The 13,494-nt window shown below is 60.2% G+C and carries 19 protein-coding genes and 1 other RNA gene; 13 read left to right on the top strand and 7 right to left on the bottom strand.

Annotated features, from left to right (window positions below):
• Nucleotides 1–331 precede the first annotated feature (331 nt).
• Entirely contained in the window at nt 332–1,393 is a 1,062-nt protein-coding gene (locus NKI67_RS04870; protein WP_352644587.1) for an RNA-directed DNA polymerase, read from the top strand.
• Between the two features lie 15 nt (nt 1,394–1,408).
• On the opposite strand, the gene NKI67_RS04865 is transcribed toward NKI67_RS04870, so the two are convergent.
• The gene (locus NKI67_RS04865) at nt 1,409–1,855 is read right to left on the bottom strand and encodes a GNAT family N-acetyltransferase (protein WP_023678039.1); all 447 of its coding nucleotides are present in this window, start codon (nt 1,853–1,855) and stop codon (nt 1,409–1,411) included.
• Between the two features lie 117 nt (nt 1,856–1,972).
• Nucleotides 1,973–2,812 (bottom strand): AAA family ATPase, encoded by an 840-nt coding sequence (locus tag NKI67_RS04860; protein ID WP_352569568.1) that lies wholly within the window; start codon nt 2,810–2,812, stop codon nt 1,973–1,975.
• 175 nt (nt 2,813–2,987) lie between these two features.
• Between NKI67_RS04860 and ssrS the strand changes: the two genes are divergently transcribed.
• From ssrS to NKI67_RS04825, 7 genes are all read left to right on the top strand, one after another.
• A non-coding RNA gene (gene ssrS, locus NKI67_RS04855) (6S RNA) lies at nt 2,988–3,143 on the top strand.
• A 141-nt stretch (nt 3,144–3,284) separates the two neighbouring features.
• Nucleotides 3,285–3,869, top strand: coding sequence for a 5-formyltetrahydrofolate cyclo-ligase (locus tag NKI67_RS04850; RefSeq protein WP_352569569.1), 585 nt, complete (start codon nt 3,285–3,287; stop codon nt 3,867–3,869).
• 78 nt (nt 3,870–3,947) lie between these two features.
• The gene (locus NKI67_RS04845) at nt 3,948–4,469 is read left to right on the top strand and encodes a DUF3592 domain-containing protein (RefSeq protein WP_352569571.1); all 522 of its coding nucleotides are present in this window, start codon (nt 3,948–3,950) and stop codon (nt 4,467–4,469) included.
• Nucleotides 4,470–4,523: 54 nt separating this feature from the next.
• Nucleotides 4,524–5,348, top strand: a complete 825-nt coding sequence (locus NKI67_RS04840; protein ID WP_023678036.1) for a TIGR00282 family metallophosphoesterase — start codon at nt 4,524–4,526, stop codon at nt 5,346–5,348.
• A 70-nt stretch (nt 5,349–5,418) separates the two neighbouring features.
• Nucleotides 5,419–6,186, top strand: a complete 768-nt coding sequence (locus tag NKI67_RS04835; protein ID WP_352569572.1) for a TerC family protein — start codon at nt 5,419–5,421, stop codon at nt 6,184–6,186.
• A 53-nt stretch (nt 6,187–6,239) separates the two neighbouring features.
• A complete protein-coding gene (locus NKI67_RS04830; RefSeq protein ID WP_352569573.1) occupies nt 6,240–6,527 on the top strand; it encodes a BrnT family toxin in 288 nt (95 codons plus the stop codon).
• Entirely contained in the window at nt 6,508–6,795 is a 288-nt protein-coding gene (locus NKI67_RS04825) for a BrnA antitoxin family protein (RefSeq protein WP_352450852.1), read from the top strand. Before NKI67_RS04830 ends, NKI67_RS04825 begins: the two co-directional genes overlap by 20 nt.
• Nucleotides 6,796–6,837: 42 nt before the next feature.
• Here the strand turns inward: NKI67_RS04825 and NKI67_RS04820 are convergent, their stop codons facing one another.
• Genes NKI67_RS04820 through NKI67_RS04810 form a run of 3 tightly spaced genes read right to left on the bottom strand, consistent with a single transcriptional unit; the run spans nt 6,838 to nt 8,197 of the window.
• Nucleotides 6,838–7,305: an SRPBCC family protein gene (locus tag NKI67_RS04820; protein WP_352569574.1), complete on the bottom strand. Its 468-nt coding sequence runs from the start codon at nt 7,303–7,305 to the stop codon at nt 6,838–6,840.
• Between the two features lie 30 nt (nt 7,306–7,335).
• Nucleotides 7,336–7,698, bottom strand: a complete 363-nt coding sequence (locus NKI67_RS04815; RefSeq protein WP_352454915.1) for a VOC family protein — start codon at nt 7,696–7,698, stop codon at nt 7,336–7,338.
• Between the two features lie 16 nt (nt 7,699–7,714).
• Entirely contained in the window at nt 7,715–8,197 is a 483-nt protein-coding gene (locus tag NKI67_RS04810; RefSeq protein WP_352569575.1) for an SRPBCC domain-containing protein, read from the bottom strand.
• Nucleotides 8,198–8,248: 51 nt separating this feature from the next.
• On the opposite strand from NKI67_RS04810, the gene NKI67_RS04805 reads away from it, so the two are divergent.
• The 3 genes from NKI67_RS04805 (at nt 8,249) to NKI67_RS04795 (ending at nt 9,868) form a co-directional block, all read left to right on the top strand.
• Nucleotides 8,249–8,572 (top strand): ArsR/SmtB family transcription factor, encoded by a 324-nt coding sequence (locus NKI67_RS04805; protein WP_352569576.1) that lies wholly within the window; start codon nt 8,249–8,251, stop codon nt 8,570–8,572.
• A gap of 238 nt (nt 8,573–8,810) precedes the next feature.
• Nucleotides 8,811–9,560, top strand: a complete 750-nt coding sequence (locus NKI67_RS04800; protein ID WP_352540320.1) for a YebC/PmpR family DNA-binding transcriptional regulator — start codon at nt 8,811–8,813, stop codon at nt 9,558–9,560.
• The gene (locus tag NKI67_RS04795) at nt 9,557–9,868 is read left to right on the top strand and encodes an Rdx family protein (RefSeq protein WP_352644582.1); all 312 of its coding nucleotides are present in this window, start codon (nt 9,557–9,559) and stop codon (nt 9,866–9,868) included. The genes NKI67_RS04800 and NKI67_RS04795 overlap by 4 nt, the downstream gene beginning before the upstream one ends.
• 27 nt (nt 9,869–9,895) lie before the next feature.
• Here the strand turns inward: NKI67_RS04795 and NKI67_RS04790 are convergent, their stop codons facing one another.
• Nucleotides 9,896–10,375, bottom strand: a complete 480-nt coding sequence (locus tag NKI67_RS04790) for an anthrone oxygenase family protein (RefSeq protein ID WP_352590001.1) — start codon at nt 10,373–10,375, stop codon at nt 9,896–9,898.
• A 131-nt stretch (nt 10,376–10,506) separates the two neighbouring features.
• On the opposite strand from NKI67_RS04790, the gene NKI67_RS04785 reads away from it, so the two are divergent.
• Nucleotides 10,507–11,148: a TetR/AcrR family transcriptional regulator gene (locus NKI67_RS04785; RefSeq protein WP_352589998.1), complete on the top strand. Its 642-nt coding sequence runs from the start codon at nt 10,507–10,509 to the stop codon at nt 11,146–11,148.
• Between the two features lie 69 nt (nt 11,149–11,217).
• On the opposite strand, the gene rpmE is transcribed toward NKI67_RS04785, so the two are convergent.
• Complete coding sequence (rpmE, locus tag NKI67_RS04780) at nt 11,218–11,439, bottom strand: 50S ribosomal protein L31 (protein WP_006327661.1); 222 nt, start codon at nt 11,437–11,439, stop codon at nt 11,218–11,220.
• A 204-nt stretch (nt 11,440–11,643) separates the two neighbouring features.
• Here rpmE and NKI67_RS04775 point away from each other — a divergent pair, with 204 nt between their 5' ends.
• Nucleotides 11,644–13,446, top strand: coding sequence for an ABC transporter transmembrane domain-containing protein (locus tag NKI67_RS04775; RefSeq protein ID WP_352644580.1), 1,803 nt, complete (start codon nt 11,644–11,646; stop codon nt 13,444–13,446).
• Nucleotides 13,447–13,494: the final 48 nt, after the last annotated feature.

Raw genomic sequence — 13,494 nt, 5'->3', positions numbered from 1 at the left:
TATAACGTACTTTAGTATTTGTGAGTTTGTCTCTGCAAACTGGAAAAAGTTTGAAAAACAATTCAACCTTTCTCCATATAGCCTGAGTAGCCCAAAGATTGGGGGCAAGGATGACGATCGATCCGTCATAGTAGCCTCTCTCAGCGAGTTATCAGACCAGACCGCTAAGCGAATTAGATACGCTCCATACATCCTTAAGACTGACATATCTCAGTATTTTTCCAGCATATACACGCACTCAATACCGTGGATCGCGCATGGGACAGAGGCGTCTAAGCTGGATAGGGACCCAAAATCAAAGAAAAATAGGTTCAATGCACTCGACTGGTTCGTGCAGCAATCTCAAAGGGAGCAGACGCGCGGTATTCTAATTGGCCCGGACGCATATCGTTTGATAGCCGAATTCATTGGATGTCAGATAGACAAAAGCCTTAACGAGCGAGCTCAGCATCTAATTGTCGGGGCCATTCGGCATGTCGATGATTTTTATATTGGAGTTAGAAGCGAGTCTGACGCCAGCGTTGTCTTATCTCATCTAAGAGAGGTATTGCTGGACTATGAATTGCAACTTAACGATCCAAAAACCGGAATTTTGAACGGCCTGTCTCCAATTGACGACCTGTGGGCACAAAGATTACGAGGGTTCGGTGTTGAAAAGTGGGGGGAGCTTGAATCGGATAAGGTAGCATACCTGCTCGACAGTTCCTATCAGATGTCAAAGGACATGGGCTCCGAAAGCCCCCTTAAAATCGCTTTACGAAAACTAGATAAAGCGAAAGTTTACAAGAAAGATACATGGAACATAATAGAGCCAAAGCTTCAAAGAATAGTTCAGCATTTCCCGCATTCAATAGATTATGCATTTTTACTTGTAGCAAAGCGTTATGCTATTGGTGAAGATTTAGATGTGGACGGCTGGTCAGAGGTCATATCGACGTTAATCGCAAAGCATTCGTCTTATAGCCATCATCATGAAATTGTTTGGTGCCTTTGGCTCCTTTTTACGTGCGGCCTTAAGCATAGCAAGGATCTTATAGAGAGAACCGGCAAGCTGGAAAATGCTCATATTAGAGCGATAATAATTGCCGCGTATGGCGACGGCAGATGCCTTTATGGTCCTGGAATCAATTTGGGCGCTCGATTGCCATCTGACGATCAAAATTGGCTATCTGCGATTGTTTCCCGGACTTCTGGTGTTTCTAAGGCGCCTTTTGGCGGATCATTGGCGCCAGAATTTGAGCATCTGTCGGATCGAAACCTCCGGTTAATCGATTTTGAGAAGCATATCGAGGCTGTCCGTGTAAACAAGGTGCGGGCGATTAGCCGCTCTCGCTACGGCTATGACGACGATGACGATGATGTTGATTTTGACATCGATGATCTAGAATTTTGACAGTATGCGCTCTCATCACAACAGATCGTATTCGATGAAGCCGGTCCTGCGCGCCACGTGGTCGTAGAGCTTGCGTGCGGTGGTGTTGGTCTCGTGGGTCATCCAGTAGACGTTCTTGACGCCGATCTTGCCGGCTTCCTGCTTGACCGCTTCGATCAGGGCGGCGCCGACGCCCTTGCCGCGCACATCGGGGTCGGCGAACAGGTCCTGCAGATAACAGTTGTTTATCTGCGACCAGCAGGAGCGATGGTAGAGATAGTGCGTCAGGCCGACGGCCTTGCCGTCGAGGGTGGCGATGAAACCCTTCGGCTCGAACTCGCCCGCCGTGAACAGCCGCTTCCAGGTGACGGCGTAAACCTCTTCCGGCAGCTTGGTTTCGTAAAAGGTGAGGTAGGCGGTCCACAGACGCCGCCAGTTGGTATGGTCGGATTGCGCCAATGGGCGGACGGTGATCTCGGTCATTTCGTTTCCCTCTGAACTCGGCAACCCGAAGCTGCCTCCGTGCCCGGCTAGAGGCAACGGTCCAGCACCGGGAAAGCGCTGTCCGGTGACTTCGTGGGCTTCCGGCCGACCGGCCCCTCACCCCTGCCGTCTCGCCATGAAAGCCAGGCGCTCGAACAGATGCACGTCCTGTTCGTTCTTCAGCAAGGCGCCGTGCAGTTTCGGCAGCGCGTTCTTCGGGTCGGCGCGCAGGTCTTCGGGCGCGATGTCGTCGGCGACCAGCAGGCGGATCCAGTCGAGTGCCTCGGAGGTCGACGGCTTCTTCTTGAGGCCCGGCACGTCACGGATTTCATAGAATTGCGTGAGTGCGGCGCGCACCAGGTTCTGCTTGATGCCGGGATAGTGCACGTCGACGATTTTGTGCAGCGTCTCGACGTCGGGAAAGCGGATGTAGTGGAAGAAGCAGCGGCGCAGGAAGGCGTCCGGCAGCTCTTTTTCGTTGTTGGAGGTGATGATGACGATCGGCCGGACGGTGGCACGGATGGTCTCGCCGGTCTCGTAGACGAAGAACTCCATCCGATCCAGTTCCTGCAACAGATCGTTGGGGAACTCGATATCGGCCTTGTCGATCTCGTCGATCAGAAGCACGACTTTCTTGCCGGCAGCAAAGGCGTCCCACAGCTTGCCGCGCTTGATGTAATTGCGGATGTCGTTGAAGCGCTCGTCGCCGAGTTGGCTGTCGCGCAGCCGCGAGACGGCATCATATTCATAGAGGCCCTGCTGCGCCCGCGTGGTCGATTTGACGTGCCATTCGATCAGATCCAGGCCGAGCGCCGCCGCCACCTGGCGGGCAAGTTCGGTCTTGCCGGTACCGGGCTCGCCCTTGACCAGCAACGGCCGCTCCAGCGCGATCGCCGCGTTGACCGCCACCATCAGATCCTTGTCGGCAACATAGGCTGCCGTGCCTTCGAAACGCATTTTTGCTCCCGGGTTCATCGCGCGACCCTAAGGACGCGGCCTTCGCTGTGCAAGGCGCCGCTGGCAAAGCGGGGATCTTGCCGGCGCGACCTCGTCGAGCGGTTCTGCGTCGATTTAAGACTCGAAACATGTCGTCTCTCTGGCGCTTGGTCTGCCGTCTGCCTATATTGGCGGAGACGGTCTGCGCTTCCCGGCAGGAGAACATTTTCCCCGGGGCCTTAATGATCCCTAGGGAGCTGTCCCTGGGAAGACCCGTGGGTTTTCTCATACGGCGCCCACCTACTTTGTAGGTTCCCGGGATCGCTCTCTCCACCGGTTGTGTGGATCGTCACCTATCGAAAAGGCCATGTCTGGCGGATCTTGTCGTCGCGCCGCTTTGTGCGGTGCTCTCACGAACGAAAAGTTCGCCCCGCTCCTCCAAAACGTCGCTCGTAAAACTCCATTCAAATCTGACCTTTTCTAGCGTCGGCGCATGACATCCCCAAAAGACCTGAAAAAAAATCTCCGCAACCAAGCCCTCGGGCGCCGCGACGCGCTCGATCCTTTCTGGCGGGTGGAGGCAGCACTCGAAATGGCCGAGACGGCGCGCGACCGGATCACGGTCGAGCCGGGCCAGATCGTCTCAGGCTTCTGGCCGATGCGCTCGGAAGTCGACGTCCGGCCGCTGATGTTTGCCTTGCGCGAGAAGGGGGCAAGGCTCTGCCTGCCGGCCATTCTGGACAAGACCACCATCGTCTTTCGCGAGCTGGTGCGTGGCGCGCCGATGATCGACATGGGCTTCGGCACCGTCGGGCCGCATGAGGAAGCCGAGGTACTCGACCCCCAGGTCATGCTGGTGCCGCTCGCCGCCTTCGATGCGCGCGGCCACCGCATCGGTTACGGCGCCGGCTATTACGACCGGGCGATCGCGCGGCTGGCCGACAAGGGGCAGCAGCCGCGGCTGATCGGCATTGCCTTCGACTGCCAGGAGGTGGCCCTGGTGCCGGACGAGCCGCATGACGTGATCATTCCGGAAATACTCACCGAGAGCGGGTTGCGCCGGTTCGGTATCCCTTAAAATGTTCCGATCCGCTTAACGCGTTTCCAAGACATATCAGGATAGTGTTTCTGCAATACAATCCGGGTCGATGGCGCGATGGCTTTTGTCTTTATGCGATTCCTCTTGATGCCGTTCGCCCTGATCGCGGTAGCGCTGTTTGCGATGGGATTGCACGTCATCGGGACCACGCTGCATCACAAAGCCGCCTGGCATCAGACGGTCGCCACGGTGACGGATGTCGATCCCTACACCGAAACGCAGGAAAACGGCCTCACCACGGATGGCATCGATGTCGCCGTCACCTATGTGGTCAACGACGCGCCGATGACCTGGTCCGGAAAGGGAAAAATTATCGGTCTTTACAGTGCGTCCATGGGCGACAAGGTAGAATTGTACTACGACCCTGCCGATCCATCGAACCTCGATACCGCCGCAATGAAAGGCTGGCGTGGCGGGCTGTTGCTGCTTGTCGTCACCGGCGGTTTCATCGCCTTCTACGTCTGGTTCTTCTGGCTACGCGGACGGAATCCGCCGTCGCCTATGACGCCATCGCCCGTTCGCGCAGCGGGCGCGAGCGCAAAGCCGCAACGGCAGCGCGCCACTTTCGGCCGACATTAGAACCAATCGCGGGTACCGCTTGCCTAGCGTCCATGGCTCTGGATAGAAGTGCGCATGAGACTTCTCTTTCTCGGCGACATGGTCGGCAAGACAGGACGTACGGCGGTGTGGGAACAGCTGCCCGGCCTGATTTCGGATTTCAAGCTCGACTTCGTCATCGTCAATGGCGAGAACGCCGCCGGAGGCTTCGGCATCACCGAGGAAATTTTTCGTGAGACGATCTCGGCCGGCGCCGATGTCGTCACCACCGGCAACCACGTCTGGGACCAGCGCGATGCGCTGATTTTCGCGCCGCGCGAAGAGCGCTTCCTGCGTCCGTCCAATTTCCCCAAGGGTACGCCGGGGCGCGGCTCAGGCGTCTACATCGCCAGGAACGGCGCGCGCGTGCTGGTCGCCAACATCATGGGCCGGGTGTTCATGCATCCCGAGCTCGACGATCCGTTCCAGGCCGGCGAGCGCGAACTTGCCGCTTGTCCGCTTGGCGAGCAGGCCGATGCGATCGTCATCGATTTCCATGCCGAGGCGACCTCGGAAAAAATGTGCTTCGCTCATTTCGTCGACGGCCGTGCCAGCCTTGTTGTCGGCACCCATACGCATCAGCCGACCGGCGATCACCAGATCCTCAATGGCGGCACCGGTTATATTTCCGATGCCGGCATGTGCGGCGATTACGATTCCTCGCTCGGCATGGACAAGGAGGAGCCGCTCAACCGGTTCTTGTCCAAGGTGCCGAAAGGCCGCTTCGAGGCGTCGACCGGACCGGCGACATTGTGCGGCGTCGGCGTCGACATTTCCGACCGTAGCGGCCTGACCGAACGGATCGCGCCGTTTCGCCGCGGCCCGCGGCTGGAGGAAACGGCTCCATCCTTCTGGTCGTGACATTGATATAGACGCTTGCAATACCCAATTGCCGGCGAAACTGCTCTAGATCGTAGAGGGGACGACCTCCATGCAGCTAGTCGAATTCCTGGCGCCGCATCTCGCCTTTGTCTCCGACCCGACGGCATGGGTCGCGCTGCTGACGCTGATCGTGCTGGAAGTCGTGCTCGGCATCGACAATCTGATCTTCATCTCGATCCTGACCAACAAATTGCCGGTAGCGCAGCGGGCCCGCGCCCGGCGGCTCGGCATCTCGGCCGCGCTGGTGATGCGGCTGATCCTGCTGGCCACCATCTCGATCATCGTCCAACTGACGACGCCGATATTCACCGCCTTCGGCCACGGGTTTTCATGGCGCGACCTGATCCTGATCGCCGGCGGCCTGTTTCTCGTCTGGAAGGCGACCAAGGAGATCCACCACACGGTCGATCTCGATGATCACCAGGACACCATGATGGGCGAGACGCTGCAGCTTTCGCTGGCCGGCGCGATTTTCCAGATATTGCTGCTCGACCTCGTCTTCTCGATCGACTCGATCATCACCGCCGTCGGCATGACCGACGAAATCGCGATCATGTACATCGCGGTGATCGTGGCGGTGAGCGTGATGATGCTGGCGGCCGGGCCGCTGGCCGATTTCATCGCCAGGAACCCCAGCATCGTCATGCTGGCGCTCGGCTTCCTGCTGATGATCGGCATGACGCTGATCGCCGACGGCATGGGTTACCACGTGCCGAAAGGCTACATCTACGCCGCCATGGGTTTTTCGGCCTTGGTCGAAGGGCTCAACATGCTGGCTCGGCGGCGGAAGAAGGCAAAGGGCGGGGGCGGGCATTGACTTGACTCTTACAGAATTGTGCGTACAATTTTGTAAATAACGGTGCCGCCATATTGCGATTTGAATGGGATCCCGAGAAGGCCAAGCGCAACCGTGCCAAGCATGGTGTTGCGTTCGATCTCGCCGAAGATGTCTTCAAGGATCCGCTTCATCTGATTGTGCCTGACCGGTTTGAAGATGGCGAGCAAAGGTGGCATGCGATCGGGATGATCCAAGGGCTGGTGGTACTGCTCGTTGTTCACACTTATCCCGATCTCGAAGATGAGGAACGAATTCGGATTGTCGGTGCCCGGAAAGCAACGCCGCATGAAAGGAGGCGCTATGAGCAGGAAGGAACTTAGCCAAGATCAGCGCAACCAGCTCGCCAATTTGGCAGATTTGCCTGACAGCGAAATTGACACGTCCGACATTCCGGAAACTTCGGCCGAGAATTGGGTTCATGCTCGCCGAGGGCACCTCTACCGGCCACTAAAGCAGCCGGTGACCATTCGGCTTGACGCTGATGTGCTGTCCTGGTTCAAGGAGCATGTCGAAGGCGGTGGCTATCAAACGGAGATCAACCGCGTGCTCCGCCGTCATGTGCTAGAGCAGGAAAAGCGGCGTTCCTGAGCATTCGCGGTCTGTTGCCAGCCGATCTTGGCTCGCCGTTACTTAATTTGCTGGAACGTCCTTCGGGTGGCGGTCGCCGATCAGGCCGAGCATCACGCCTTGCTCCAGCCACGCCTTGGCGCCGGCGAGCACCAGCGCAAAACCGCCGGTCGAGCCGATCGCCTGCTTGACCTGCTCATCGGGGCTGCCGACAAAGCCGGAATTGCGGACCTCGACAAAGGTCGTGCCGCCCGGCATCTCGGCGAAAGTCCACACTACGGTGGTCGGCGGATCGCTCCATTGCATGACGATCTTCTTGTTATCGACGATCTCACTGACATTGACCGTCGTCGAGACGCCATACATGCGCCATTCCCAACTGATTTCCTTGCCGCTGTCCAACCTGTCGCTGCCATGGGTGAACCAGAATTTCGTCGTGATCGCCGGATCGACGAAGGCTTCGAATACGTCGGCGACCGGCCGCCTTATCAGCATGCCGGCTTCGGCGGTCGGTGTTTCACGGATTTTCATAGCGTCCTCCTTTCCACGGCGCCGCCCTGTTCACCAGGCATCGGGTTCGCGCACGAGGTGAATGATGTTGGCCGGATTGGTGATCCAGCCGCCGCGAAAGCCTTCACCCAGTGCCTCAATGGCATCGCAGCGCACGACGCCGGCCTTGGCGAGATGGTCCGCAGCGCCTGGAAAATCATCGGTGAACAGTTCCAGCCAGATCTCGGCCTGGCTAAGCGTCGGCGCTTCGTCGATCCACAGGCGATTGGGGCCGAGTTCGAAGCCGACGGCCGGCGGCTTGGCCGTGAATGGCTTCAGGCCGATGACGTCGCGATAGAAGGCGATCGTCGCCTGGTATTGATGCGGCGGGACTTTCATGGCGATGTTGATGCCGCCGGTGATCTTCGCGGTCATTCTTACTCCATTGCTCTCAGATGTTGTTCTCGTTAGCCGGCTCGCCCTTCATCTCGCTGCGGTAATAGCCGTCGCGCAGATTGATGCCGTATTCGACATAGGCCTTCATGCAGGCCAGCATCTGCGACCAGCCCTCGCAATTGAGGTAGGATTTCTTCAGGCCGACCGCGTTCTCGTGCCAGCCGGTTTCGGCGATGGTGACGAAGGTGCCGCCATCGTCGAGCGGCTCGAAATTCATCTCGATGCGGGTCTTGTAGGCTGGCTTGCCGTCGGCGTCGGTGGCATCCCAGCGCAGCACGATGCGGCTGTCCTTGGCCACCTCCTCTACCTCGACGGGAACCTTGCCCCACCAGATGACGGTGGCGCCCGCCACCAGCAGTGCGCTGGCGCCGCCGATCGTGGTGAAGTAGCCGCTGAGTTTCTTCGGATTGACGACCGCATCGAAGACTTCGGCGACGGGTTTGCCGATGCGGCCAGAAACCCTGAATCCAAGAGACATATCCACAGCTCCTTCCTTGAATGGCTCAAGGATATGTTATAGAAATATAACATGTCAAGCCAATCGCGAGACGACAATGTTTTCAAGGCGCTGGCGCATCCGCGCCGGCGTGCGTTGCTGGACCGGCTGAAGGATGCGCCGCAGACCACCGGCATGTTGTGCGATGCCTTCCCCGACATGGACCGCTGCACGGTCATGCTGCACCTGAAGGTGCTGGAGGAGGCCGACCTGGTCGTGGCGCGGCGCGAGGGGCGCGAACGCTGGAACCATCTCAACGCGCTGCCGATCAAGCACATCCACGACCGCTGGATCAGTCAATATGCCACGCACGCGATCAGCATCCTCGACCGGCTGAAATCCGATCTTAAGGGATGAAAGGTTTGCCGAAGCCTGCCGATTTTCGGATCTTGAAAGCCTTGCGTGCCGGCAGCAATGGCGCGGCTGGACGAATTGAGCCGATTTATCTATAAGCCGGCCATTCCGACAGCGAGCGCCGTCCGTCCGTCAGGGACGCAGCAGGACGTTCTGAAATTTTGAATTCGAGCATTTTTGCAAGATGCCGGGTGGTTCACCAGGCGGCAGATGCTCTAGCCGAGAAGACGACAGGGGTGCCATGGCTGGCCATTCACAGTTCAAGAACATCATGCACCGCAAGGGCCGCCAGGATGCGGTGCGGTCTAAAATGTTTTCCAAGCTGGCGCGCGAAATCACCGTCGCCGCCAAGAGCGGCACGCCCGATCCATCGATGAACCCGCGCCTGCGCCTTGCGGTGCAGAACGCCAAGGCGGTGTCGATGCCGAAGGACAATATCCAGCGCGCCATCAACAAGGCGTCGATGGGCGATGCCGAGACCTACGAAGCCGTGCGCTACGAGGGTTACGGGCCAGGCGGCGTCGCGCTGATCGTCGAGGCGCTAACCGATAACCGCAACCGCTCGGCGTCGAATGTGCGCGCCGCCTTCACCAAGGCCGGCGGGGCGATGGGCGAGACCGGCTCGGTATCGTTCATGTGGGACCGCGTCGGCGAGATCTACTATCCGGCATCGGCCGGCAGCGCCGAGAAGGTGATGGACGCGGCGATCGAGGCCGGCGCCGACGATGTCCAGTCGGACGAGGACGGCCACACGATCTATTGCGCCTTCGAGAATCTCGGCGAAGTGTCGAAGGCGCTGGAAGGCGCGCTCGGCGAGGCTGAATCGGTGAAGCCGATCTGGAAGCCGCAGACCAATATCGCGGTCGACGAGGAGCGGGCACAATCGCTGATGAAGCTGGTTGCGACGCTCGAGGACGACGACGACGTGCAGAGCGTCTACGCCAATTTCGAGGTCGACGAGGAGACCTTGGCGAAGCTCAGCGCGGCATGATCCAACAGGCGCTGCCCACAGTCCGCATCACCTATTGCACCCAGTGCCAGTGGCTGCTCAGGGCCGGCTGGATGGCGCAGGAGCTGCTGTCGACCTTCGGCACCGATCTGGGCGAAGTGACGCTGGTGCCCGGCACCGGCGGCATCTTCACCATTTCCTGCAATGACACGCTGGTCTGGGACCGCAAGCGTGACGGCGGTTTTCCCGACGCCGCAAAGCTCAAGCAACTGGTTCGCGACGTCATCGATCCGGATCGCGATCTCGGCCATGCCGACCGCAAGGGCGATAAGTCAAAAGACCCTGCCTGACGGCCTTTTAGGACTTCCGTCCTGCATTCACCGCCATGCGAAGATGAAGCAGCCCAGCGCCATGATGGCGGTGATAGTGCGGACGTGGTTCCACATCACCCAGTCCCTGAGATAGGTGGCCCACACGGCGGCGCCGTTGGCGCTTGCCGGATCGACGGCGGCCAGGGCGTTGTTGAGCGGCACGTTGAACATCATCGTCACGATCGGATTGCCGACGACATAGATCAGGGCGCCGGCGAGAAGCCAGAACGAACCCGGTTGGCTCCAGCCGATAAGAGCGCCGGCGGCGAGGACAAGACAGACCAGCCCGGTGCCGAAAAGTGCGGTCATGAATGTCGGCGTGATCACGGTGATGTTGATGGAATTCATGGCGGCGATGCCGCCTTCGGCAGGCAAGCGGGCGAGCGCCGGCATGATAAAGTTGGAGAAGGCGAAGAAAACGCCGCCGACAACGCCTGAGCCAATGGCAGCGACGAAAGCAAGGGTGGGAAGCAGTTTCATGATCATGTCAGTTGCTCCGGTTCGGGGTTCGACAGTTTGATTGGCGTGTCGTTTAAAAAATGTGAGCGATCCTCACATTTGCAAAACGTGATAAACCCTCGTATTTTGTCAGTCAAGCCATTTTTCTGGAGACAGTCATGGAAGGCACCGCTGCACCGGGTTCCCGCAACGAGCAGGCCGCATCGCCGCGCCGGGCGCCGAGCCAGCAGCGCAGCCGCGAGCGGGTCGAGCGCATGCTGGCCGCCGCCTCGGCGCTGATCGCCGAGCAAGGCAGCGACGCCATGCGCATGGGCGAGGTTGCGGAGAGGGCCGGCGTGTCGATCGGCTCGCTCTACCAGTTCTTCCCCGACAAGAGAGCGATCATCTGGGCACTGGCCGAACGTTATACCGCCGAAAGCCAGGCCTGCATTGCCGCGGCACTTGCCGACGTCAGTGACGCCGACGGCTTGCGCAAGGCGTTTTCGGAGTTGGTGGATATCTATTACCGGTTGTTCCTGGCGGAGCCGGTGATGCGCGACATCTGGTCGGGCACGCAGGCCGACAAGGCGTTGCGCGAACTCGAGCTTGCCGATAGCCGGGCCAACGCCGAATTCCTCACCACAGTGCTGAAGCGGCTGCGGCCGTCCGCCGATTCGGAAGCGCTGGAAACGACGTCATTTCTCATCTGGCAACTGGGCGAGGCCACCATGCGGCTGGCGATCTCGGTCGGGCGGCAAGAAGGCGACAGGCTGGTCGCAGCCTACAAGCGCATGGCCCTGCGCGAGTTGCTCGGCGAGTAGGGCCGTATTTTCGCAACAAAAAACCCGCCACGAAGGCGGGTTTCTCGATCTGCGAAACGCCAATGCGGCTTAGAGGCCGAAACCTTCGAAACGCTTCTTGAACTTCGACAGGCGGCCGCCGCGGTCGAGCAGGGTCTGCTGGCCGCCGGTCCAGGCCGGATGGGTGGTCGGGTCGATGTCGAGGTTCATCGTATCGCCTTCCTTGCCCCAGGTCGAACGGGTCATGTACTCGGTGCCGTCGGTCATGACGACCTTGATGGTGTGGTAGTCGGGATGGATATCGGTCTTCATGGGTCTGTTCCTGGCTTGCCGGGTGCTGCCGACGGGCTGAAGCCTGCGTCGATGCGCCCCTTTTTAAAACTCGAAGCCGCAGCTATTGAGGAGCCACGGCTTCTAAAACGGTCGGCGAGCCTATACATCAGCCGGAATTGAATCACAAGGCCGCGGCAAGCGCATATTGATGGCGCAAACCCCAAAGGGCCAAAGGAAACGGTCATGGCGAACATCAGCGGCGATGCAGACGAGCGCAGGCGCTCGCTGAGGCCGCTGCAGCGCCTGTTTCCCTACATCACCCATTACCGCAAAATGGTCATCGGCGCGATCGTCTCTCTGGCCGTCGCGGCGGCGACGACGCTGGCGCTGCCGCTGGCCGTGCGGCGGATGATCGACCACGGCTTTTCCGCCTCCGATTCCAGCTTCATTGCCGAATATTTCGCCATGCTGGTGGTGATGGCCGCCGTGCTGGCGGCGGCATCGGCCAGCCGCTACTATTTCGTCATCACGCTCGGCGAGCGCGTCGTTGCCGATATCCGCCGCGATGTCTTTGCCCACGTCACCACCCTGTCGCCCTCGTTCTTCGATACAGCCCAGTCGGGCGAGATCGTCTCGCGGCTCGCCGCCGACACGACACAGGTCAAATCGGCCGTCGGTGCCACCGCCTCGGTGGCTTTGCGCAACGTCATCCTCGGCCTTGGCGCCGTGGCGATGATGGTCTTCACCAGCCCAAAACTGTCCGGCCTGGTCATCGCGGCCATTCCGCTAATCGTGCTGCCGCTGGTCGCCTTCGGCCGCTCGGTGCGGCGCAAGTCACGGCTGGCGCAGGATACTCTGGCCAATGCCACCGCCTACGCCAGCGAGCAGATCGGCGCGGTGCGCACCCTGCAGGCCTTCACCAACGAGAAGCTTGTCACCGGGTATTTTTCATCCGCCGTGGAAGCAGCGTTCGAAGCGGCGCGGGCCTCGATCTTTGCCCGCTCGTTTCTCACCTTCTTCGCCATCTTCATGATCTTTTCCTCGGTCGTGGCGGTGCTATGGTTCGGTTCGCGCGACGTGCTCGACGGCACGCTGTCGCCAGGCACGCTTGGCCAATTCCTGCTCTATTCGGTGTTCGCCGCCGGCGCGCTCGGCGCCCTGTCGGAAGTCTGGGGCGAACTGTCCCAGGCAGCGGGCGCTGCCGAACGGCTGACCGAGATCCTGGCCGAGAAACCGGCGATCCAGGCGCCCGCCGATCCGAAGCCGCTGCCGGCAAAGGCGAGAGGCGCGATCAGTTTCGACGATGTCTCCTTCTCCTATCCGGCCCGGCCCGACCGCGCCGCCGTCCATGGCCTGAGCTTTCAGGTCAAACCCGGTGAGACGGTGGCGATCGTCGGGCCATCCGGCGCCGGCAAGAGCACGGTGTTTTCGCTGCTTCTACGCTTCTACGATCCGGAGGCCGGCAGGACCGTCATCGACGGGGTCGATCTGCGCGAGGCCGATCCGGCCGCGATCCGCGCGCGCATCGCCATCGTGCCGCAGGACGTCACCATCTTTGCCGCAAGCGCGCGCGACAATATCGGCTTTGGCCGGCCTGGCGCCAGCCAGGCCGAGATCGAGGCGGCGGCGAAGGACGCGCTTGCCGACGAGTTCATCCTGAAACTCGAAAAGGGCTATGACAGCCAGGTCGGCGAGCGCGGCGTGACGCTGTCGGGCGGCCAGCGCCAGCGCGTGGCGATCGCCCGCGCGATTCTGCGCGATGCGCCCATCCTGCTGCTCGACGAGGCGACCTCGGCGCTAGATGCCGAAAGCGAGACGCTGGTGCAGACGGCGCTGGACCGGCTGATGCAGGGCCGCACCACGATCGTCATCGCCCATCGGCTGGCAACCGTGCTGAAGGCCGATCGCATCCTGGTCATGGATGGCGGCCGCATCGTCGAGGAAGGCACGCATCAGAGCCTGGTCGCCAAGGGCGGCATCTATGCGCGGCTTGCCAAGCTGCAGTTCGACACCGGGGCGAATGCTTTCAGGGGCGCGGCCGAGTAGCATCGCTCCATCCCGATGAAATCGGGATGAGGCTCCATCTTCTTGTTT

It is taken from the genome of Mesorhizobium sp. M0408 (assembly GCF_040321495.1).
Lineage (GTDB): Bacteria > Pseudomonadota > Alphaproteobacteria > Rhizobiales > Rhizobiaceae > Mesorhizobium.
The sequence above is the reverse complement of the archived record's forward strand: the minus strand, read 5'-3'. Positions and strand labels throughout refer to the sequence as shown.

What these genes read in the sequence shown, in the direction of transcription:
- NKI67_RS04865 (WP_023678039.1), bottom strand. Translation starts at nt 1,855, where the DNA reads ATGACCGAGATCACCGTCCGCCCATTGGCGCAATCCGACCATACCAAC.
- NKI67_RS04860 (WP_352569568.1), bottom strand. Translation starts at nt 2,812, where the DNA reads ATGCGTTTCGAAGGCACGGCAGCCTATGTTGCCGACAAGGATCTGATG.
- NKI67_RS04850 (WP_352569569.1), top strand. Translation starts at nt 3,285, where the DNA reads ATGACATCCCCAAAAGACCTGAAAAAAAATCTCCGCAACCAAGCCCTC.
- NKI67_RS04845 (WP_352569571.1), top strand. Translation starts at nt 3,948, where the DNA reads ATGGCTTTTGTCTTTATGCGATTCCTCTTGATGCCGTTCGCCCTGATC.
- NKI67_RS04840 (WP_023678036.1), top strand. Translation starts at nt 4,524, where the DNA reads ATGAGACTTCTCTTTCTCGGCGACATGGTCGGCAAGACAGGACGTACG.
- NKI67_RS04835 (WP_352569572.1), top strand. Translation starts at nt 5,419, where the DNA reads ATGCAGCTAGTCGAATTCCTGGCGCCGCATCTCGCCTTTGTCTCCGAC.
- NKI67_RS04825 (WP_352450852.1), top strand. Translation starts at nt 6,508, where the DNA reads ATGAGCAGGAAGGAACTTAGCCAAGATCAGCGCAACCAGCTCGCCAAT.
- NKI67_RS04820 (WP_352569574.1), bottom strand. Translation starts at nt 7,305, where the DNA reads ATGAAAATCCGTGAAACACCGACCGCCGAAGCCGGCATGCTGATAAGG.
- NKI67_RS04815 (WP_352454915.1), bottom strand. Translation starts at nt 7,698, where the DNA reads ATGACCGCGAAGATCACCGGCGGCATCAACATCGCCATGAAAGTCCCG.
- NKI67_RS04810 (WP_352569575.1), bottom strand. Translation starts at nt 8,197, where the DNA reads ATGTCTCTTGGATTCAGGGTTTCTGGCCGCATCGGCAAACCCGTCGCC.
- NKI67_RS04805 (WP_352569576.1), top strand. Translation starts at nt 8,249, where the DNA reads ATGTCAAGCCAATCGCGAGACGACAATGTTTTCAAGGCGCTGGCGCAT.
- NKI67_RS04800 (WP_352540320.1), top strand. Translation starts at nt 8,811, where the DNA reads ATGGCTGGCCATTCACAGTTCAAGAACATCATGCACCGCAAGGGCCGC.
- NKI67_RS04795 (WP_352644582.1), top strand. Translation starts at nt 9,557, where the DNA reads ATGATCCAACAGGCGCTGCCCACAGTCCGCATCACCTATTGCACCCAG.
- NKI67_RS04790 (WP_352590001.1), bottom strand. Translation starts at nt 10,375, where the DNA reads ATGATCATGAAACTGCTTCCCACCCTTGCTTTCGTCGCTGCCATTGGC.
- NKI67_RS04785 (WP_352589998.1), top strand. Translation starts at nt 10,507, where the DNA reads ATGGAAGGCACCGCTGCACCGGGTTCCCGCAACGAGCAGGCCGCATCG.
- rpmE (WP_006327661.1), bottom strand. Translation starts at nt 11,439, where the DNA reads ATGAAGACCGATATCCATCCCGACTACCACACCATCAAGGTCGTCATG.
- NKI67_RS04775 (WP_352644580.1), top strand. Translation starts at nt 11,644, where the DNA reads ATGGCGAACATCAGCGGCGATGCAGACGAGCGCAGGCGCTCGCTGAGG.